Origin of the sequence: Microbacterium sp. As-52 (assembly GCF_049949185.1) — a bacterium.
GTDB classification, from domain to species: domain Bacteria; phylum Actinomycetota; class Actinomycetes; order Actinomycetales; family Microbacteriaceae; genus Microbacterium; species Microbacterium maritypicum_A.
The window spans coordinates 2,202,544-2,221,632 of the sequence record NZ_CP188171.1; the positions used below are offsets into that span (position 1 = coordinate 2,202,544).

Below are 19,089 nucleotides of genomic sequence, written 5' to 3' on the forward strand. Positions count from 1 at the left end.
TGGCGCGCGGGTGTCCTGCCACGAAGGAAGAACTCCTCATGACGAACACCACAGCCCCCTCCGCCGCACCCTCGCTGGGACTCCTGGTCCTCCGCGTGGTCGTCGGCGCGATCTTCGCCGCACACGGCGCGCAGAAGATCTTCGAGTTCACGCTCCCCGGAACGATCGGCAGCTTCGCAGGCATGGGGATTCCGCTCCCGGAGATCGCCGGCCCTGTCGTCGCCTTCGTCGAGCTCATCGGCGGCATCCTGTTGATCCTCGGCCTCTTCACCCGTCCTGTCGGTATCCTGCTGGCCATCGACATGATCGTCGCGCTCATCGCCGTGCACCTTCCCGCGGGCCTCTGGGTCGGCGAGGGCGGCTACGAGTTCGTCGCCGTCCTCGGTGCGGCAGCTCTCGCCCTCGCGCTCACAGGCGCCGGGCGTTTCTCCCTGGACGGTGCGTTCCTGCGGGGACGCGCACCGGCCTGGCTGAGCTGAAGAACCTCCGCATCACGACGGATGCCGCGGCCCGAGGGGTCGCGGCATCCGTCGTCTGTGCGGGGTGTGTTGCGGAAGGGAAACCCGCATTCCGCGTCGTTGCGGCCTCCACGCGCACCTCCGCTTTCGTTTTCGACGACAAAGGTATGCGAAAACACAAAAAAGAAAAGACTTTCACTGAGGTTCCCCGTATTCCTGGCGTCAAATACGCAAATAAACCTAAACTGAGCGCATTCGGCATCTCGCCGAGGACTTTTACAGCGAAGTAAGGGGATTGCAGATGAAGCTCAAGAGGAGCCTGGCGGGAGTGGCCACGGTCATCACCGCCCTCGGAGTCACCGCCTGCGCCGGCGGCGCAGCGCCGGACGCGTCGGGAAACGCCTCCAGCGACACCATCACGTTCCGCTCGTGGAGCCCGATCGAGCAGACGACCCGTCAGATGATCGAGGCCTTCCAAGCGGAGAACGACGGATCGAAGATCGACGCGACGATCTTCAACTACCCGGAGTACCTCGTCGACCTGCAGAGCCGTGCCAGCTCGAACACGATGCCCGACGTGCTCGGCCTGCAGCCCGGAGCGCTCACCCAGCAGTACCGCGAGAACCTGATGCCTCTGCAGGACTGCGCCGCCGAGACCTGGGGTGACGACTGGCAGAGCAAGTTCTACCCGATCGGCATCGAACAGGCCCGAATGGGCAACCCCGAGGGCGACGACAACTTCTACTCGCTCCCCATCCTCACCCAGACGGTCAACCTCTGGGCCAACTCCGAGATCTTCGACGACGCCGGTCTGAGTGTGCCGAAGACCTGGGACGAGCTCGTGCAGACCACGAAGGACCTGAGCGGTGGCGACGCCGCCCCGTTCCTCCTGCCCGCGAAGGACTCCTGGCTGCGCAACGTCGTCTTCCTGCAGATCGCCAACAACGTCTCGCCCGGAACCGTCTATGAGGCAGAGGCCGGTTCCGTGCAATGGACAGACCCGGCCATCGTGAAGGCGTTCGAGTACTGGGGCAAGCTGTTCTCCGACGGCATCGCCCAGGACGGTGCGATCGGCCTCGACGCCTACCCGTCGGCGGTGAACCAGTTCGAGGCGGGCAACGCCGCCATGATCCCCCTCGGTGCCTGGTGGATCCAGCAGTCCGACCCGACCAAGTCCGACATCCCGCCGCTGTCGGAGGGCATGTCCGGGTACGAGCCGTTCCTGTTCCCGACCATCCCCGGCGGTGCCGCCGAGCCGCAGTTCGTCGGCGGCATCGACGTGAGCCTGGGCATCTCGAAGAACACGGCCAACCCCGACCTCGCCTGCAAGGTGCTCACCGACTTCATCGCCGGCTCCGCCGCGCAGAAGCTCGTCAACACCATGAACGATGTCCCCGCCGTCACCGGTCTCGCTCCGGAGAAGTTCACGAGCGAGAAGCAGGAGCAGATCTGGAACCTGTTCGTCGACGAGTGGCTCCCGCAGGTGAAGTACTCGCGCTACTTCGAGTCGCCCAAGCTCGACCAGGCCGTGGCCGATGCGCTCGCCGCCATCGCGACCGGTGACGCCACTCCGCAGGAGGCAGCGGAATCCGTCCAGGCCGTCCAGGACACCCTGTAGCTCAGGAACCTGTGGCAGCAGTGGAGTTCGTGCAGGGTCCGGGACCTCTTCCCCGGACCCTGCGCCGAGAGGAGCGCGCATGAAGATCCTGACGAGAGAGCGGCTGGTCGGCCTGGCCTTCCTGGCACCGACCCTCATCCTGTTCGCCGTATTCGTCGTGTACCCGATCGTGTACAACGTGCAGGCGAGCACGCTCGACTGGGACGGTGTCAACGTCGGCACGGCAGTCGGCATCGGCAACTACCTGGAGCTGTTCCAGGATCCGACGTTCCTCATCACGCTGCGCAACTCGGCGTTCTGGATCGTGCTGACGATCGTCCCCCAGGGCGTGATCGGCTTCCTCCTCGCCGTCGCCCTCAACCAGGGGCTCCGCGGCAGCACGATCTACCGGGCGATCTTCTTCATCCCCGCGATCCTCTCGCCGGTCGTGGTCGGGATCGTGTGGCAGCGCATCCTCGACCCTTTCAACGGCGTGCTCACCGCCATCGGCAAGGCCACAGGGCTCACCTTCCTCGGCGGCAACTACCTGGCCGATCCGCAGACGGCGATCTTCGCGGTGATCTTCGTGAACGTCTGGATGTGGACCGGGTTCTCGATGCTGTTCTACCTCGCGGGGCTGCAGCTGATCGATCCCAGCCTCGTGGAGGCGGCGCGCATCGACGGCGCCAACGGTTTCCAGACCATGGTGCGGATCACGTTCCCCCTGCTGAAGACCACCACACTGTCGCTCGTGCTCCTCGGGATCATCGGTTCGCTCAAGACCTTCGAGCTCGTCTACGTGCTCACGCAGGGCGGACCCAACCACGCGTCGGAGATGCTGCCCACCTTCGCGTTCCTGGAGGCGTTCCAGCTGCAGAACGTCGGGTACGCCTCGGCCATCAGCGTCGTGCTGCTCGTCGTCGCCGTCGTGAGCTCGCTCTCGATGGTGCGGGTGTTCGGCGCCGGATTCATCACAGGAGACGAGAAATGACCGCGACGAGCGAGACCCGCACCCTGATCGTCCCGAAGGACACCGTCGGCCGTCACCGCCACGGTGCTCCCGGACGCCGCGTCGGCTGGCTGCACTTCGTGCTCGTGCCGCTCGCCGTGCTCTGGCTCGTACCGATCATCATGGTCGTCGGGCTCTCGATGATGCCGCCGAACAACCCCGGCACGCAGTTCTTCGGGCTGTTCCCCGCGGAATTCAGCGTCAAGAACTACCTCACGATCTGGGACCAGAACCCGATCCTGTTGCACCTGCTCAACAGCCTCCTCATCACGGTGCCTTCGGTGCTGCTGGTCTGTCTGCTCGGATCGATGACCGCGTTCGCCCTGGCCCGACTGCGGGTTCCGCTGAAGGCCCTGATCTTCGGGGTGCTGATCCTCGCGCTGATCCTCCCGATGTCGAGCATCGTGGTCGCGACGTTCCGCATCCTGCAGTCGATGCAGCTGTACAACAACCTCCTCGGGCTCGTCCTGGTGTACAGCGCACTCGGCCTGCCGTTCGCGGTCATCATCATCCGCACCTCCTACCTCGCGATCCCGCTCGAGACCTACGAGGCCGCACGACTCGACGGGGCGAACAGCTGGCAGATCTTCTGGCGCATCTACCTGCCGCTCGGCAAGCCCGCCCTCGCCGTGGTCGCGGTGTGGCAGACGATGATGAGCTGGAACGACTTCCTGCTGCCGCTCGTCACGCTCGGCGACAACGAGCTCAAGCCGCTCACCCTCGTGCCGCTCGCCTACCGCGGCATGTACCTGTCACAGCCGGGGGCACTGTTCGCGATCCTGGTGCTGATCTCCATCCCGGTCGTGCTGCTGTTCGTCTTCATCCAGAAGTACCTGGTGAACGGCCTGTCGGGAGCGATCAAATGAGCGTCATCGGCCTCGATCTCGGAACCAGTGGCGTGCGGGCCGTCGCCTTCGCCGCAGACGGACGGACGCTCGGTGGGGCGTCGGCACCGCTGATGCTGCGGCGCGACGGTCGCGGGCGCGTCGAGCTCGATGCCGAGGAGATCATCGTCGCCGCCGAGAGCGTGGTGCGCGCAGCGGCGGCGGAGGCAGAGCAACTCGGCGACGCGGTGCAGGCGATCGGCTTCAGCGTGCTCGGCGAGGCCGTCGTGCCTGTCGACGGGGCCGGCGTACCGCTCGCTCCGGTGGCGGTGAGCATGGACACGCGCGGCATCGAACACGCCGCCGTGCTGGGTGGGCGGCTCGGAGACGGCCGCTTCACCGCGATCACCGGACAGCCGTTGCACGGGATGTTCTCGGTCTTCAAGATCATGGCCGGCGATGATGCCTGGTCTGCGGCCGCGGGTTACCGCTGCATCGGGGATCTGGTCGCCGAGCGGTGGAGCGGTGTCGCTGCCATCGACCTCGGTCAGGCCGCGCGTACCGGCATCCTCGACGTCGATCGAGGCGAATGGAGCAGCGAGATCCTCGAAGCCGTGGCCGCCTCCGCCCCGTGGGTGCGGGAAGACCGGCTCCCGGTCCCCGTGGCATCGGGAACCGTGATCGCCGGCGTCCACGACCAGGCGGCTGCCGTGCTCGGCGTCGCACCCGGCACGCGCCTGGTTGCCGGCACGCACGACCAGGCGGCTGCCTTCCTCGGCGCCGGCGGAGAGGCGGGAGTGCGGTCCGTGATCGCGCTCGGGTCGAGCGACTGCCTCTCCGTCGCCACCCGCGAACGCCCGCGTGGACTCGAGTCGACCGGCTTCGCCAGCTACCGACTCGATGACGAGACATGGATCACCCTCGCCGGAACCGCCGCAGGCGGATGGGCGCTGGAATGGCTGGCGACCCTCCTGGGCCGTGACGTCGGCGATGTGTTCGGCGCGCTCGCCGAGGATCCGCCCTCTCTCCTCGTGCTGCCGTACCTCGCCGGCTCCGGCACCCTCGACAACGACCCCTCCGCGCGCGGAACGATCCACGGCCTCACGCTCGACACGACCGTGCCGCAACTGGCGCGAGCCGTCGTGGAGGCCGCAGGCTTCGAGTTCCACAAGATCATCGCGGCCCTGGACCGCCACGGGGTCCGCGTCGATGACCTCCAGGTCACCGGCGCAGGTTCGGAGAACGCCGAGGCGCTCTCCGCCCGTGCCGCCGCGGCCGGGACGCGACTCACGCCAGTCGCCCGTGACGCATCCGCCCGTGGGGCGGCGATGCTCGCACTCCGCGGTCTCGGCGCCGATTCCTCGGATCTCCTCGTCGCCCCCGACCCCGCGGCTGCGGCCGAGCCCGACCCCGCATCGGGCGAGTGGTACGCCGCGCAGCGAGCCGCCTACGCCGCCCTCTACGACGTGACCCGCGGCATCGCGCCGCACCTGGCCCGGCCATCGTGGCCGACCCAGAACCCGCCCCACCAGAAGGAGAACACGAAATGACCGAGACGACGCTCCAGCTCGATTTCGACATCGACGCCGCGCGCGAGGAGATCCTCGACTACTGCCTGCGTTCGATGGAGTACGGACTCAACTTCAACACGCAGGGCAACATCAGCATCCGCGTTCCCGGCGTCGAGGACCGGTTCCTGATCACGCCGACCGACCTCGAGTACGACAAGATGAGCGCCGATGACATCGTGCTCGTGAACGGCGACAGCGAGGTGATCGACGGACGGCTCGGGCCGTCGAGCGAGGTCACCGTGCACATGGCCGTCTACCGGCGTCGACCCGACGTGAACGCGATCGTGCACTCCGAGCCGGTGTTCTCCAACGTCTGGGGCGTCGTGGGGTCGCCGATCCTCGGGACGCTGGTGAACATGGTGATCTACACCAAGGGCGACGTGCCGATCATGCCGTTCGAGCTCAGCAACAACACCGAATTCGGCGAGCACATGTGCGACGCGATGGGCGACCTCAACGCGGTGGTGTGGGCGAACCACGGCCTGCTCACGGTCGGGCCGAACCTGCGTGACGCGTTCAAGACCAGTGTCGCGGTGGAGTCGGCGGCCAAGGTGCAGGCTTACGCCCGCGCGCTCACCGACACCCCGATCGTGCTCGACTACGACACGCTCGGCATCACCGAGTCGCTCTGAGGATCGCGGATGGCACTGCAGACTCTGCGTACCGTGCTCGCCGACGCCGACGCGGGCGGCTACGCCGTCGGCGCCTTCAACGTGTCGAGCATCGATCAGGCGATCGCGGTGCTCGATGCCGCCGAGACGGAGCGTTCGCCCGTGATCGTTCAGGCGATCGCGGGGATGTCCGCCTACGACGACGAATCGCGCTGGTGGCACCGCCTGAGGGGTCTGGTCGCCGAATACGAGCATGTCCCCGCAGTGCTGCATCTCGATCACGGGCGCACCCATGACGACTGCGCGCGGGCCATGGACCACGGCTTCACCAGCGTGATGATCGACGCCAGCAGAGCGAGCGGCACCGATGAACCCGCCTCCTTCGCCGACAACGTGGCGCTCACGCGCCGGGTGGTCGAGGCGGCCGTGCCCTTCGGTGTGAGCGTCGAGGGCGAGCTCGGCACGATCGGCGGGGCGGAGGCGGGTGTCACCGGGGTGCTCGAGGAGATCGTGTTCGCCGACCCCGATCAGGCCGTCGAGTTCGTGGAACAGACCGGGGTGGACGCGCTCGCGGTGGCAGTGGGCACGAGTCACGGCTCGGTCAAGTTCACCGACGAGGCCGGAGGCCAACGGCTGCGGCTCGGCCTCATCTCGGAGATCAGAGGACGTCTGCCGGACACCTTCCTGGTGCTGCACGGTTCCTCGTCGGTGCCCGCCGAGGCGGTCGCCAGGATCAACGCACACGGCGGTGACGTGCGGCCCTCGTACGGGATCTCTCCTGAGCAGAAGGCGGAGGGGATCGCCGCAGGCATCCGCAAGATCAATCAGGGTACCGACTCCCACCTGGCCTGGAGTGCCGCGCTGCGCACATTCCTGCAGGAGAACCCCGCGGTGGTCGAGCCCAGCGAGCAGCTGCGCCCCGCGATGGGCGCATTCCGGGCGATGGTCACGCAGCGCATGCGTGAGTTCGGCTCCTCGGGTCGCGCCTGAGGCGCCGGCCCCGCAGGTGAGGCGTGACGAGCTCGATCTCGCAGGTCAGGCGAGCTCGATCGCGAGTCCGGCCTCTCGAAGCGTCTCCAGCTCGGCCGGAGGCGCTTCGACGCCGGTGATCAGCACGTCGACGCGCGCGATCGGAGCCACCTGGATCACCTGACTCTTGCCGATCTTCGAGCTGTCGGCGACCACGATGGCCCGCGCCGCCGAGTCGAGGTAGCGCCTCTTCATGGTCACCTCGGGGAGGCTGGAGTTCGTGAACCCCCGCTCCGACACCCCGTTGCAGCCGATGAAGCAGATGTCGCTGTGCACGGACCCGATGAACATGTCGCCCATCGGGTCGATGAGCGAGCGCTGCTTGTAGTTCACGGTGCCGCCGGTGACGACGACAGTGATCTGGTGCGGCTCCGCGACGCCGAGCTCGAGCGCGATCGTGAGGGAGTTGGTGAACACCACGACGCCGCGCAGATCCTCCCGGGCTCGCAGGGCGCGGGCGATCGCGAGCGTCGTCGTCCCGGCATCGAGCAGGATCGCCATCTCGCTCTCGACCAGCGCGGCCGCAGCATTGCCGATGCGTCGCTTCTCGGTGACGGCGCGCGTGAGGGCCCGCTCGTAGTCCGGGGAGTGGGCGGTGGACTTGATGCCCGAGATCGCTCCGCCGTGAACGCGCTGGATGACGTTCTCCTCGGCGAGGAGGTCGAGGTCGCTGCGCACCGTGACCTCGGACACGCTGAGGGTGCGGCTCAGCTCCTGCACGCGGGCGAAGCCCTGACGCTCGATGATCGACACGATCTGCTCGCGCCGCACCGTTGCGGGGACCGTCTGCGACCACTCTGGCATCCCCTCAGCGTACTCGGGACGGCGGAGCAGCCGACGGGTGCGCCGCCGGCGCCGCGCGATACTGTTGCACCTGTTGCACCACCCGGCTGCCGCATCATCCGGGCGTTGTCGGCGGGCGAGCCGGGGCAGCAGCAGTCGGCGGGAAGCAGAGGAGCGCATGGCAACGATCTACGACGTCGCCGCGCTCGCCGGCGTCTCGCCCGCGACGGTCTCGCGCGTCTTCAACGGCACGAGCGTGTCGGACGAGAAGGTCGCCGCCGTCCGTGCGGCCGCCGCGACGCTCGACTTCACGCCCAATCGGGCCGCCCGCTCGCTGCGTCGACAGAGTTCCGAGGTCATCGCCCTCGTGATCCCCGACATCGAGAACCCGTACTTCACCGAGATGGCGAGAGGGGTCGAGGATGTCGCCTCGGAGGCCGGGTACTCCGTCGTGCTCTGCAATTCCGATGCGCAGGTGGAGAAGGAGGCCACGTACCTCCGCATCGCGATCGCCGAGAACATGTCCGGCGTGATCATCGCGACCGCTGATGAGCACTCCGACCTCGACAGCCTCCTCGCCACCGGCCGGCCGGTCGTGGCCGTCGACCGCAGCACGACCTACGACATCGACGGCGTGGTGATGGCCAATCGGGCGGCAGGCACATCGGCGACGCGGAGTCTGATCGATGCCGGGCACCGTCGCATCGCCTATATCGGAGGGCCCGCGCACATCGACACCGCCGCCGAGCGCGCTGCGGGATGGCGTTCCGCGCTCGCCGCGGCATATCCCGATCTCGCCCTCGACGGCCTCGAGCGCTTCGCGACGTTCCGCGTCGACGGCGGGCGTGCCGCGATGGAGGAACTGCTCGCCCTCCCGGAACCTCCGGATGCGGTGGTGGCCGGCAACAATCTGATCGGTGTCGGAGCGATCCAGGTGCTCACGGAGCACGGACTCACCCCGCCGGACGTGGGTGTCGCCGTGATCGGCTCGCTGCCGTTCACGACGCTCTCGCCGAGTGTCGTGACCGTGGTGCGCCTTCCGGCGCGGCACATGGGTGTGACCGCGGCGCGGATGCTGCTCGAACGGATCAAGGGTGACACCCAGCCGGCGCGCACGGTCGTGCTGCGCAACGAGCTTCAGCCCGCGAGCGCCGTGCGGAGCTGAGCGGGCGGTCGGGCCGGCTACTGCGAGCGCCAGAACCGCGTCGCGAGGTTCGCCACCTCTTTGTCGAGGCTGTCGACCTTGTGCTCCAGGGCGTCGATGCGGCCGGTGAGCCGGCCCTCGAGACTCTCCAGCCGCCCGCTCAGATCGCCGCGCAGGCCACCGATCTCGCCCCGCAGCTCGCCGCGCAGGCCACCGACCTCGGCGCGGATCACCCGGCTGAACTGCATCGTCATGAGGGTCATGCCGCCGAGCATCATGGTCGTGAACACGCCGATCAGCGTCCATACCTGCGGGTCGTCCAAGCGCATGCCTCCAGTCTGATTCGGGGTGCCCAGAATGTCACGGTATTCCGGTGCTGGTCAGCCAGAAAGCTGCGGTCGGTGGGCGCACCACCCTTCGGCGTGAGTGGTGCAGGACGACTCGCGCCTTGCGTCATGAAATCGATTTCGCGTACAGTGGCGATTAAGCCCGGACTCCGTCGTCCGGGCACGAGGAGGACTCCATGCGCTGCACCCTCGGGGTGGACATCGGCACGTCCAGCAGCAAGGGCGTGCTGGTGGATGCCGGCGGTGGAATCCTGGCATCGGCGACCAGGGCGCACGATGTCGATCGTCCGCGCACGGGCTGGGTCGAGATGGACGCCGCGATCTGGTGGGACGAGTTCGTCGCGATCTCGGGGGAGTTGCTCGCCGCAGTCCCGGACGCCGAGATCGTCGGTGTGGGCGTCAGCGGAATGGGCCCCTGCATCCTCCTCGCCGACGAGCATGACGTCCCGGTGCGCCCGGCGATCCTGTACGGCGTCGACACCCGTTCGACCGTGCAGATCGAGCGCCTCACCCGGGAGCTGGGCGTCGACGACATCACCCGCATCGGCGGGTCGACGCTGACCTCGCAGGCGGGCGGACCGAAGATCGCCTGGGTCGCCGACGAGGAGCCCGCGGCGTGGGAACGGGCGCGGCGGCTGTACATGCCCGCGACGTGGCTCGTGCGCAAGCTCACCGCCGCCTACGTGCTCGATCACCAGTCCGCCAGTCAGGTGTCCCCCCTCTATGACATCGAAGGCGAATGCTGGCACGGCCCCTGGTGGGACCGATACGCGGCGCATGTCGAGCAGCCGACTCTGCAGTGGGCGGGAGATGTCGCCGGCGAAGTCACGGCCGAGGCATCGGCGCTCACCGGAATCCCCGCAGGCACTCCCGTGATCACGGGCACGATCGACGCCTGGACCGAGGCCGTCAGCGTCGGCGCGCACGAGGTCGGCGACCTGATGCTGATGTACGGCACCACGATGTTCATGGTCTTCACGAACGGTGCCGAGACGCTGCGGACGCCATCGATGTGGACCACGGCCGGTGCTTTCGCCGGCACCCGCAACCTCGCCGGCGGCCTCTCGACCTCGGGCGCGCTGACGGCCTGGCTCGCGGGGCTGACCGGCGCCGACTATCCCGAGCTGCTCGCCGAAGCCGAGACCTCGGGGGCCGGAGCGCGGGGCCTCCTCGTCCTGCCCTACTTCGCGGGCGAACGCACGCCGATCCAGGACCCGGACGCCCGGGGGGTGATCGCGGGACTCACGCTCGACCACACCCGCGGTGACCTCTACCGGGCCGCGCTCGAGGCCACGGCTCTCGGGGTGCGCCACAACGTCGAGACCATGCGCGCGGCGGGTGCGGACATCCTCCGCATCGTCGCGGTCGGCGGCGGCACCCAGGGGCGCTTGTGGTTGCAGATCGTGTCCGATGTCACCGGACTCGTGCAGGAGGTGCCCGCGACCACGATCGGGGCGAGCTACGGGGCGGCATTCCTCGCCGCGACCGCGACGGCCGCACCAGACGGGACTCCGGTCATCGCCGACTGGAACCCGATCTCCGAGCGCATCCACCCCGACGAGGCGGTGCGCCCGCTCTACGACGCCCTCTTCGACCGCTACGTGCGGCTGTACGAGGGGTCGAAGCCCGTCGTCCACGAACTCGCCGCTGCCCAGCGCGGCACGCCCGCGACCATCGACAACCCGACCCCCACCGCCCCGGAGGCATCATGACCACCTACACCCTGCCGACGCCGGCGACCCGTCCGGCCACCGCGCCGAAGACGGCATACATCATCACGTCCGGAGACCTGCGCGAGTCGGCGAACGTCGCCGGCTGGCCGACGCAGGTCGAGCTGGAGAGCGGCGTGACCGGTGTGCTGAACGCGCTCGGCTGGGAAGTCATCCGCCCGTTCGGCGTCGACCCCGAGACCGGCCATGGCTTCATCTCGAGCCAGCGGATGGGACTCGAGGTGTTCAAGAGCATTCCCGTCGATGCTCCCCTCGTCGTCGCCATCGCCAACTGGCAGTACTCCCACCACGTGCTCGCCGGTCTGCGGTCGCATGAGGGGCCGATCCTCACCGTCGCGAACTTCGCGGGGGACTGGCCAGGACTCGTCGGGCTGCTCGGGCTGAACGCGGGTCTGACCAAGATGGACAAGCCCTATGCGACGACGTGGTCGGTCGACTTCACCGATCAGTGGTTCACCGACGGCATCAGGGAATGGACCGAGACCGGTGCCATCGCCCACGACGCCTCGCACGTGCGCGCACTGCCCGCACTGCCGGAGAGCCCCGAGAAGCAGCTGGGTGAGGCGCTCGCGGCCGAGCTGCGCGCAGAGAAGGCGATCATCGGCGTCTTCGACGAAGGATGCATGGGCATGTACAACGCGATCTTCGACGACGAGCTGCTCAACGGGACCGGCATCTACAAGGAGCGGCTGTCGCAGTCGGCGCTGTACGCCGAGATGCTGAACGTCACCGAGGACGAGGCGGATGCCGCCTACGACTGGCTGATCGATGCGGGCATGACGTTCCGCTACGGCGACGACGCCGTCACCGAGCTCACGCGCGAACAGGTGCAGTGGCAGCTGAAGATGTACATCGCCGCGCTCCGCATCGCCGACGACTTCGGACTCGATGCGGTCGGCATCCAGTACCAGCAGGGGCTGAAGGACCTGGTGCCGGCGTCGGACCTGGCCGAGGGCATCCTGAACTCGACCGAGCGGCCGCCCGTCACCTCGCGCGACGGCTCACGCGTGCTGCACGAGGGGCGCGCGTTCCCGCACTTCAACGAAGCCGACGAGGGGGTCGCGGTCGACGCGCTCGTGACCGACCGGGTGTGGCGCGCGATGGGTCTCGTGCCCGACAACACCCTGCACGACGTGCGCTGGGGTGAGGACTACGACGGGCAGTTCGTCTGGGTCTACGAGATCTCCGGCTCGGTGCCCGCCTCGCACCTGGGCGGGTGGCAGAACGCCGAGGGCTGGCGCCAGGGCCACGTGTTCTTCCCGGCCGGCGGTGCGACCATCAACGGCGTCTCGAAGCCGGGTGAGATCGTGCTGTCGCGGGTGTTCATCGCCGAGGGGATCCTGCAGGCCGACATCTTCCGCGCCTCGGTCGTCGAGCTTCCTGCCGAGGAGACGCAGCGGCGCAAGGACGCCACCAACCCGGAATGGCCGATCGCGCACGTGGTGCTGCACGGCATCTCGCGTGACCAGTTCATGGCCCGCCACAAGGCCAACCATGCCCAGCTGGTCTACGCCCCGGATGCCGAGACGGCCGACAAGGCCTTGATCGCGAAGGCCGCGATGTTCGCCGGTATGGGCATCAAGGTCAACCTGGTGGGAGACGTGGCGGTCTGATCGGCTCGGGAGCTACTGCGATCGCCAGAAACGCGTCGCGAGATTCGTCAGCTCCGTGTCGAGGCCGTCGACCTTCGATTCGATGCGGCTGAGCCGACCGTCGACGCCGTCGATGCGCGCCGAGAGGAGCGGCCAGGTTGTCGCGGTATTCCGGTGTCCGTGGGTGACGTACCCAGTCTGCCGTCCCGGTGCAGGAGGAGAGGAACCACCTGCCGATCGACTTCTTCACCTCCGTCCACTTAAGCGATATAGTCGGCCGCAGGTCGCACCGATGCGGCCGGATCTCGATATCGATGAAGAAGGAGACGATCTGCCATGACTCAGTCACACGTCAAGATTCACCGGTTCCGAAAGGGGCTCGCGGCGCTCGCCGGGGTGGCGCTCGCCACGGTAGGAGCCGTCGCCGCCTCGCCGGCTGTCGCCGAGAGCCCCGCGACCGATCCGAAGGTGGTGGCGTACGTCGAGGTGAACTCGAACGATTTAGCGAACGTGGCCGACTACACGCTGGCGGATTCGGGCACGCCCGCCGTCGACATGGCGATCATCTTCGCCGCCAACATCAACTACGACGGCGAGAAGGCCTACCTGCACTTCAACGACCGCGTCACCGCGACGCTCGACGATGCCGAGAACCAGATCCGCCCTGTGCAGGCGCGCGGCACCAAGGTGCTGCTCTCCGTGCTCGGCAACCATCAGGGGGCGGGATTCGCGAACTTCACCTCGTACGAAGAAGCCGATGCCTTCGCCGCCCAACTCGCCGACGCGGTGACGACCTACGGGCTCGACGGCATCGACTTCGATGACGAGTACGCGCAGTACGGAGTCGACGGCACGCCGCAGCCCAACGCGCAGTCGTTCGGATGGCTGGCGACGGCTCTCCGCGATCGCCTGGGCCCCGACAAGATCATCAGCCTGTACGCGATCGGCGAGACGTACACCGTGACCGACTTCAGCCTGTTCGACGTCGCGGGCGTGATCGACTACGCCTGGAACCCGTACTACCCCACGTACAACGCGCCGACCATCCCGGGCTTCGGGGACAAGACCCGCCTCGGGGCTGCGGCGATCGACCTCGCGAACGTGAGCTCGTCGACGGCCGCGGACTTCGCCGAGCGCACGGTGGCCGACGGGTACGGCGTGTACGTCGCGTACAACCTCACCGCGACGGACCAGTCCGCGCTGCTGTCCGGGATCACGCAGCAGCTCAAGGGAGAGGCGACGCAGTACACGGCTGCGCCGTGATCCGGCCACATGCCGCGAGCCGGCCACGTGCCGTCTCGAGTGCTCAGTCCAGATCGAACACCTCGAGCTGACGGATCGTGACCTCGGCCTCCGCACGCACGCGGAGCGCCGGGGTCACGACCCGGTCGGTGAGCGTGAACGGCGTCGTGCGATCGCGAAGCAGAGCCTCCTGATGCGTCGTCGTCACGGGAGTCCAGTTCTCGTCCGCTCCCAGGATCTCCCAGCCCAGCGCAGACGAGTTCGAGGCGGCCGTCGTCGTCACACTGAGGTCGCTGACGCCGCGCGGCTCGGGGAACCGCCACCCGACCCATTCCCCGGCGCGGAGGGTGACGCCGGGATCCCCCGCCGGATCCCCGTCGTCGAAGACGCGCTCGGGGTGCGCGAGCGCCACGGAGGAGATGACCTCGCCCCCGGTCGAAGTCAGGTCCGCGCGCCAGGGTTCGGGGGTGTCGCGCGGAGTCGGCTCGCCGGTCTCGAGCGCGCACACGGGGTCGTCGCCGAAGACCAGGTCGAGCACGACGTCGCCGGCGAGAGCGTCGATCGGCAGCGTGGCCGACGCCATGGGAGCCCCGTCGAGTCGCGCCTCCTGCAGCACGTGGGCCGAGGGGGAGGAGCGTCGGGACCGGATGCGCAGGGTCGAGCCGTCGCCGCGATCCACGCGGATGTCGTCGAAGAGCGGTGATCCGATCCGCAGATGTCCGGAGGCGAGCTCGAGCGGGTACAGCCCGAGCGCCGCCCACAGCCACCACGCGCTCATCTCGCCGTTGTCCTCGTCGCCGGGGAAACCCTGGCCGATGTGCCCGCCGGCGAACAGCCGTCCGGCGAGCTCGTTCACGAGGGGCGCCGACCGCCACGGGCGATCGCTGAACGCGTACATGAAGGGGATGTGGTGAGCGGGCTGGTTCGAGATCGCGCACATCCCGGAACGCAGCGCCCTCGCCTCGCGTTGCTCGTGGATGACGGTGCCGTACGCGCCGCCGAACCGTTCGTCCGCGGTCTCCGGCTCCGCGAAGAGGGCGTCGAGGTGGCGGCCGAAGCCCGCTGGACCCCCGTAGAGCTCGGCGATGCCTGCTCCGTCGTGCACAGCCCCGACCGACATGCCCCAGGCATTCGTCTCGACGTTGTCTCCGCCCCAGGATCGCGGATCGAATCCGGGGGTGCGCGCACCGCTGTCGTCCCTTCCCCGGAAGAACCCCGTGCCCTCGTCGAACAGTGTGCGATACGACCGGGATCGATTCGCGAAGTACCGGGCGAAGGATCGATAGCGTGCTGATTCCGATCCGGAATCGACGTCGGAAGCCCGCTGCGCGGCGAAGCGGCCGAGTGCGGCATCGCTCACCGCGTTCTCGATGCTCCAGCTCATGCCCTCCGGTACGTCCGAGGAGATGTACCCCGTGAATCGTCCCCTCGCGATGCCCTTGCGCCCGCGGCGTGCGTCCGGCCCCGGCTCGCACGCGTTCCGCCACCCGCTCTCGAATGCGCCGACCCAGTCGAACTCCACGCCCCAGCGGGCCGCGTCGGCGAAGATCTGGTCGCTCGAGGTGCCGACCATGCTGTCGACGTACCCCGGCGCGCTCCATCTCGCCATCCACCCTCCGCGGCGATACTGCTCGAGCTGGCCTTCGAGCAGCGTCCCGGCGAGCCCCGGATCGAGCAGGGCGAGCGCCGGCCATTCCGTGCGATAGGTGTCCCAGTACCCGTTGTTCACGACGAGCTTCCCGTCGACGGCCGGTGCCTCCTCGCCGGAGGGGTGTCGTGCGGCGAACACATCGGCGAACCGCCAGGCGGGCGTCTCCGGGGTGCCCACGTTCTCGGCCGCGCTGTTGGGGTACAGGTGCATGCGGTGCAACGCCCCGGCGATCCGGGAGCGATGCTCTTCGTCGGCGAGCGTGCGATAGGGAAGGTCGGCGTCGGGCAGCGGCGGGATCGTCACGCGCGACAGCAGCCGATTCCACGAGGCGGCGCCGGCGTCGCGCAGTTCCTCGTAGGCGACCGAGGGCGGTGCCTCGGTCTGCAGAGCATGCCGGGCCTGCGCCACGGAGAGGAAGGAGAGGCCGATCCGCACTTCGAGCGACCCACGTCCACCGACGGAGCCGGCGACCGCACCGCGTCCGTCGTCATCGAGCGGGCCCTGCGCGAGCGCCGGACCGTCCCCATTAGCGTCATCGCCGGGATGCCGCACCGCTCCCGCGAAGTAGCACCGGGGCGCATTCCCCCACTCCTCGGATCCCTCCGGGATCCACCCCTCGAATCCTCCGGCGTCCGTCCAGGCGAGGTGGCCGTCGTCGGTGAGCTGGTCGATGATGAAGCCGACCGGGGCATCGGGGTCTGCGCTGTGCACGCGGAAGACGGCCCCGTGCGCGGTCGCGGTCATCTCGACGCGCAGGCCGTCGCCGAGCTCCGCCGCGTACTCGTGCGGTCGCGCGCGCTCGGAACCGTGAGTGATCCAGCGGCGGCGGCCGGCGCGGTGCGAGGTGGGCGTGCCGAGGAACGGCATCAGCTGCAGCACGGAACGATCGCCGATCCAGGGGCTCGGCTGATGGGAGAACTGCAGGGCTTCGAGACGACGCCCCTGCGGGTCGTCGTGCACGAAGGGGCGGTAGGGCCAGCGGGAGTCCTCCGCATCGGTCGACGGCGTGACGAACGTGAATCCGTGGGGGAGGGCGACCGCCGGGATGGTGTTGCCGCGCGAGAACCGCGGGCCGGAGTGCGAGCCGCGTCGGGTGTCGACGCGTTCGACGGGGGCGACGTCGGCCGGCGTCGGCGTCTTCTGCTCGACCTCGACCTGCACGTAGCCCGTGCATCGGGCGGGGAGGTCCGCGGCGTGGGGAAGCGAAACGGTGCCGAGCACGAGCTCGACCACACCGCGGCGGCCCGCCGAAGGGGCGAGCGAGACGGTGTCGGCGTTCCACTGCTCGGGCAGGCTCCATCGGGCGTCGAACTGTGCGTGCGCCGTGACAGGGAAGTCGTAGCGGTCGCGCACGGCGGCGACATCGCTCAGTCGCGTGCCGTCGGCGAGGCGCACGTCGACCGTCACGGCGAGGGCCGCGTGCGGGGCCAGGGTTGCATCGGGACCGTCGGCGTAGAACGCCCAGTGCAGCACGGTGTCCGGGGTGATCTCGAGATCGTCGAACCCCGGGACGTCGATCCGCTGCTCGCCGGCGGAGGGGTCGAACACGAAGGCGTGCACCGGGCTCGACAGCACACCCGATCGGGGACGGGACGACGGGGGATCTGCCGGCCCGTCCGCCGGCGTGAGATGCACGGCGCTCACCCCTTGATCGCGCCCTCCTGCACGCCCTTGAAGAAGAACCGCTGCGTGAACGAGAACATGATGACGATCGGCACGAGAGCGATCATGGTGCCGGCCGCGATCAGGCGCGGGTCGACCGAGAAGCTGCTGTTCAGGTAGGCCATCCCGACCGTCAGCGTGTACTTCGACGGGTCGGACAGCACGATCAGCGGCCAGAGGTAGTCGTCCCAGGCGCCGATGAAGGCGAAGATCGCGACCACCGAGACCATGCCGCGGATGTTCGGCCACACGATGTGCCGGATGCGCTGCCAGGTCGTCGCACCGTCGACGGTCGCCGCATCCAGCACGTCCTTCGGGATCATGCGGCAGGCGGTGGCGATCAACAGCACGTTCATCGCGCTGATCGCGCCGGGGAGGAAGACGCCCCAGAGGGTGTCGGCCAGGCCCAGGGCGCGGATCGTGAGGAAGTTGCTCGTCACCGTGACCTCGCCGGGGAAGAGCAGCGTCGAGAGCAGGATCCCCATGACGATCCACTTGCCACGGAACCGCATGCAGCCCAGCGCGTAGCCCGCGAAGGTGGCCAGGACCACGTTGCTGAGGACCGTGCCGACCGAGACGAGCAGCGAGTGCCAGGCGTACAGGTACACCGGGACGATGTCGGCGACCCTGGTGTAGTTCTGCAGGGTCGGCTCGCGCGGGATGAGCTCGGGCGGGAAGGAGTAGATGTTCTCCTGGGCGCCCTTGAACGAGGTCGACAACTGCCAGAGGAACGGTCCGATGACGATCACGAGGACGAAGAGGAGGAGCGCGTATCGGCCGATCAGCCCGCCGAGGGTCGGCTTGCTGAAGTCGCCGGAGCCGCGGCGGCGGAACATGCGCTCGCGGGTCGGTGCAGCCGGCTCCTCGGAGGCGCGGACGTCTTCCGCTGAACGGGGTGGCGTGAGCGTGCTCATGCGGAGACCTTCGCCTTCTTCTCGCGATTCATGACGGCGATCGCGACGAGCGGGATGAGGGTGAGCAGGAACAGCGCCACGCTGATGGCGGAGGCGTACCCGATGTTCCCGTTGAGGCCGGATCCCACCTGACGGATGAGCATCACGAGCGACATGTCGTATCCCCCGGGACCGCCCGTGCTCTTGGACAGCACGTCGAGCTCGGCGAAGACCCTCATCGCCGACACGGCGATGAGCACCGAGATGAGCAGCATCGCGCCGCGCACGGAGGGGATGGTGACGGACAGGAACCGGCGGAACGAGCCGGCGCCGTCGAGCATCGCGGCCTCGTGCAGCTCCTTGCCGACGTTCCCGAGCGCCGCGAGGTACACGACCATGTAGTAGCCCAGGCCCTTCCAGACCGTGAGCAGGATCGCGCAGCCGAGCAGCAGCCACCGGTCGACGAGGAACGCCATCGGCTTGTCGATCAGCCCGAGGAACTCGAGCGTCTGGTTGATGATGCCACGGCTGTCGAACAGCCAGGTCCAGATGAGGGCGACCACGACCACCGAGGCGATCACGGGGAAGTAGAACGTGGTGCGGAAGAACGAGATGCCGGGGAGCTTCTTCTGCACGAGCAGCGCCAGCAGCAGCGGGAGGATCGTGAGCAGCGGCACGCACACGACCACGTAGATGAGGCACGTCGTCAGGGCGTTCCAGAACATCTCGTCGCCGAACATGCGCTCGTAGTTCGCCCCGCCCACGAACTCGGGGTTCCGCAGCGGCCGGGCATCGGTGAAGCTGAGGAAGACCGTGTTCAGGAAGGGCCAGAGCGCGAACACCAGCACCCAGGCGACGGCGGGCCCGAGGAGCAGCCAGGGTGTGAACCACCGATGGGTTCTCATCGTCTTCCTGCCGGCCCGGATGCCGGTGTTCGCACGCATGG

At 68.4% G+C, this 19,089-nt stretch carries 16 protein-coding genes; 11 read left to right on the forward strand and 5 right to left on the reverse strand.

All coding sequences use genetic code 11. The features are described 5' to 3' along the window. Nucleotides 1–38: 38 nt before the first annotated feature. The 7 genes from ACLFA2_RS10555 (at nucleotide 39) to ACLFA2_RS10585 (ending at nucleotide 7,060) form a co-directional block, all read left to right on the forward strand. Nucleotides 39–479: a DoxX family protein gene (locus ACLFA2_RS10555; RefSeq protein ID WP_021201700.1), complete on the forward strand. Its 441-nt coding sequence runs from the start codon at nucleotides 39–41 to the stop codon at nucleotides 477–479. Nucleotides 480–759: 280 nt separating this feature from the next. Continuing rightward, nucleotides 760–2,076: an ABC transporter substrate-binding protein gene (locus ACLFA2_RS10560; protein ID WP_021201701.1), complete on the forward strand. Its 1,317-nt coding sequence runs from the start codon at nucleotides 760–762 to the stop codon at nucleotides 2,074–2,076. A 79-nt stretch (nucleotides 2,077–2,155) separates the two neighbouring features. Continuing rightward, nucleotides 2,156–3,046: a carbohydrate ABC transporter permease gene (locus ACLFA2_RS10565; protein WP_021201702.1), complete on the forward strand. Its 891-nt coding sequence runs from the start codon at nucleotides 2,156–2,158 to the stop codon at nucleotides 3,044–3,046. Further along, nucleotides 3,043–3,930: a carbohydrate ABC transporter permease gene (locus ACLFA2_RS10570; protein WP_021201703.1), complete on the forward strand. Its 888-nt coding sequence runs from the start codon at nucleotides 3,043–3,045 to the stop codon at nucleotides 3,928–3,930. Before ACLFA2_RS10565 ends, ACLFA2_RS10570 begins: the two co-directional genes overlap by 4 nt. Then, on the forward strand, nucleotides 3,927–5,438 hold the full coding sequence (locus ACLFA2_RS10575) for an FGGY-family carbohydrate kinase (protein ID WP_426621264.1): 1,512 nt from the start codon (nucleotides 3,927–3,929) through the stop codon (nucleotides 5,436–5,438). The genes ACLFA2_RS10570 and ACLFA2_RS10575 overlap by 4 nt, the downstream gene beginning before the upstream one ends. Continuing rightward, a complete protein-coding gene (locus ACLFA2_RS10580; RefSeq protein ID WP_021201705.1) occupies nucleotides 5,435–6,091 on the forward strand; it encodes a class II aldolase/adducin family protein in 657 nt (218 codons plus the stop codon). Before ACLFA2_RS10575 ends, ACLFA2_RS10580 begins: the two co-directional genes overlap by 4 nt. Nucleotides 6,092–6,100: 9 nt before the next feature. Then, the gene (locus ACLFA2_RS10585) at nucleotides 6,101–7,060 is read left to right on the forward strand and encodes a ketose-bisphosphate aldolase (RefSeq protein ID WP_167255268.1); all 960 of its coding nucleotides are present in this window, start codon (nucleotides 6,101–6,103) and stop codon (nucleotides 7,058–7,060) included. Between the two features lie 45 nt (nucleotides 7,061–7,105). On the opposite strand, the gene ACLFA2_RS10590 is transcribed toward ACLFA2_RS10585, so the two are convergent. Further along, nucleotides 7,106–7,903 carry a DeoR/GlpR family DNA-binding transcription regulator gene (locus tag ACLFA2_RS10590; RefSeq protein ID WP_029264769.1) on the reverse strand — a complete coding sequence of 266 codons (798 nt, stop codon included), beginning with the start codon at nucleotides 7,901–7,903 and terminating at the stop codon, nucleotides 7,106–7,108. Nucleotides 7,904–8,060: 157 nt separating this feature from the next. Between ACLFA2_RS10590 and ACLFA2_RS10595 the strand changes: the two genes are divergently transcribed. Next, on the forward strand, nucleotides 8,061–9,047 hold the full coding sequence (locus ACLFA2_RS10595; protein ID WP_021201708.1) for a LacI family DNA-binding transcriptional regulator: 987 nt from the start codon (nucleotides 8,061–8,063) through the stop codon (nucleotides 9,045–9,047). A 17-nt stretch (nucleotides 9,048–9,064) separates the two neighbouring features. On the opposite strand, the gene ACLFA2_RS10600 is transcribed toward ACLFA2_RS10595, so the two are convergent. Then, the gene (locus tag ACLFA2_RS10600; protein ID WP_021201709.1) at nucleotides 9,065–9,355 is read right to left on the reverse strand and encodes a hypothetical protein; all 291 of its coding nucleotides are present in this window, start codon (nucleotides 9,353–9,355) and stop codon (nucleotides 9,065–9,067) included. Between the two features lie 194 nt (nucleotides 9,356–9,549). Between ACLFA2_RS10600 and ACLFA2_RS10605 the strand changes: the two genes are divergently transcribed. From ACLFA2_RS10605 to ACLFA2_RS10615, 3 genes are all read left to right on the forward strand, one after another. Beyond that, complete coding sequence (locus ACLFA2_RS10605; RefSeq protein ID WP_426621265.1) at nucleotides 9,550–11,085, forward strand: FGGY-family carbohydrate kinase; 1,536 nt, start codon at nucleotides 9,550–9,552, stop codon at nucleotides 11,083–11,085. Further along, nucleotides 11,082–12,716 (forward strand): hypothetical protein, encoded by a 1,635-nt coding sequence (locus ACLFA2_RS10610; RefSeq protein WP_021201711.1) that lies wholly within the window; start codon nucleotides 11,082–11,084, stop codon nucleotides 12,714–12,716. Before ACLFA2_RS10605 ends, ACLFA2_RS10610 begins: the two co-directional genes overlap by 4 nt. A 315-nt stretch (nucleotides 12,717–13,031) precedes the next feature. Next, on the forward strand, nucleotides 13,032–13,958 hold the full coding sequence (locus tag ACLFA2_RS10615) for an endo-beta-N-acetylglucosaminidase H (RefSeq protein WP_426621266.1): 927 nt from the start codon (nucleotides 13,032–13,034) through the stop codon (nucleotides 13,956–13,958). Nucleotides 13,959–14,001: 43 nt separating this feature from the next. Here ACLFA2_RS10615 and ACLFA2_RS10620 read toward each other — a convergent pair whose 3' ends face one another. The 3 genes from ACLFA2_RS10620 to ACLFA2_RS10630 are packed head-to-tail and all read right to left on the reverse strand — an operon-like array spanning nucleotide 14,002 to nucleotide 19,087. Beyond that, complete coding sequence (locus ACLFA2_RS10620; protein ID WP_426621267.1) at nucleotides 14,002–17,232, reverse strand: GH92 family glycosyl hydrolase; 3,231 nt, start codon at nucleotides 17,230–17,232, stop codon at nucleotides 14,002–14,004. After that, nucleotides 17,229–18,164: a carbohydrate ABC transporter permease gene (locus ACLFA2_RS10625; RefSeq protein ID WP_021201715.1), complete on the reverse strand. Its 936-nt coding sequence runs from the start codon at nucleotides 18,162–18,164 to the stop codon at nucleotides 17,229–17,231. Before ACLFA2_RS10625 ends, ACLFA2_RS10620 begins: the two co-directional genes overlap by 4 nt. Beyond that, the gene (locus tag ACLFA2_RS10630; RefSeq protein ID WP_021201716.1) at nucleotides 18,161–19,087 is read right to left on the reverse strand and encodes a carbohydrate ABC transporter permease; all 927 of its coding nucleotides are present in this window, start codon (nucleotides 19,085–19,087) and stop codon (nucleotides 18,161–18,163) included. The genes ACLFA2_RS10625 and ACLFA2_RS10630 overlap by 4 nt, the downstream gene beginning before the upstream one ends. Between the last annotated feature and the right edge of the window lie 2 nt (nucleotides 19,088–19,089).

Bases quoted from the DNA above. Each gene is read 5' to 3' on its own strand.
- ACLFA2_RS10580 (WP_021201705.1), top strand. From the start codon at position 5,435: ATGACCGAGACGACGCTCCAGCTCGATTTCGACATCGACGCCGCGCGC.
- ACLFA2_RS10600 (WP_021201709.1), bottom strand. From the start codon at position 9,355: ATGCGCTTGGACGACCCGCAGGTATGGACGCTGATCGGCGTGTTCACG.
- ACLFA2_RS10570 (WP_021201703.1), top strand. From the start codon at position 3,043: ATGACCGCGACGAGCGAGACCCGCACCCTGATCGTCCCGAAGGACACC.
- ACLFA2_RS10590 (WP_029264769.1), bottom strand. From the start codon at position 7,903: ATGCCAGAGTGGTCGCAGACGGTCCCCGCAACGGTGCGGCGCGAGCAG.
- ACLFA2_RS10615 (WP_426621266.1), top strand. From the start codon at position 13,032: ATGACTCAGTCACACGTCAAGATTCACCGGTTCCGAAAGGGGCTCGCG.
- ACLFA2_RS10560 (WP_021201701.1), top strand. From the start codon at position 760: ATGAAGCTCAAGAGGAGCCTGGCGGGAGTGGCCACGGTCATCACCGCC.
- ACLFA2_RS10630 (WP_021201716.1), bottom strand. From the start codon at position 19,087: ATGCGTGCGAACACCGGCATCCGGGCCGGCAGGAAGACGATGAGAACC.
- ACLFA2_RS10625 (WP_021201715.1), bottom strand. From the start codon at position 18,164: ATGAGCACGCTCACGCCACCCCGTTCAGCGGAAGACGTCCGCGCCTCC.
- ACLFA2_RS10610 (WP_021201711.1), top strand. From the start codon at position 11,082: ATGACCACCTACACCCTGCCGACGCCGGCGACCCGTCCGGCCACCGCG.
- ACLFA2_RS10565 (WP_021201702.1), top strand. From the start codon at position 2,156: ATGAAGATCCTGACGAGAGAGCGGCTGGTCGGCCTGGCCTTCCTGGCA.
- ACLFA2_RS10575 (WP_426621264.1), top strand. From the start codon at position 3,927: ATGAGCGTCATCGGCCTCGATCTCGGAACCAGTGGCGTGCGGGCCGTC.
- ACLFA2_RS10605 (WP_426621265.1), top strand. From the start codon at position 9,550: ATGCGCTGCACCCTCGGGGTGGACATCGGCACGTCCAGCAGCAAGGGC.
- ACLFA2_RS10585 (WP_167255268.1), top strand. From the start codon at position 6,101: ATGGCACTGCAGACTCTGCGTACCGTGCTCGCCGACGCCGACGCGGGC.
- ACLFA2_RS10595 (WP_021201708.1), top strand. From the start codon at position 8,061: ATGGCAACGATCTACGACGTCGCCGCGCTCGCCGGCGTCTCGCCCGCG.
- ACLFA2_RS10555 (WP_021201700.1), top strand. From the start codon at position 39: ATGACGAACACCACAGCCCCCTCCGCCGCACCCTCGCTGGGACTCCTG.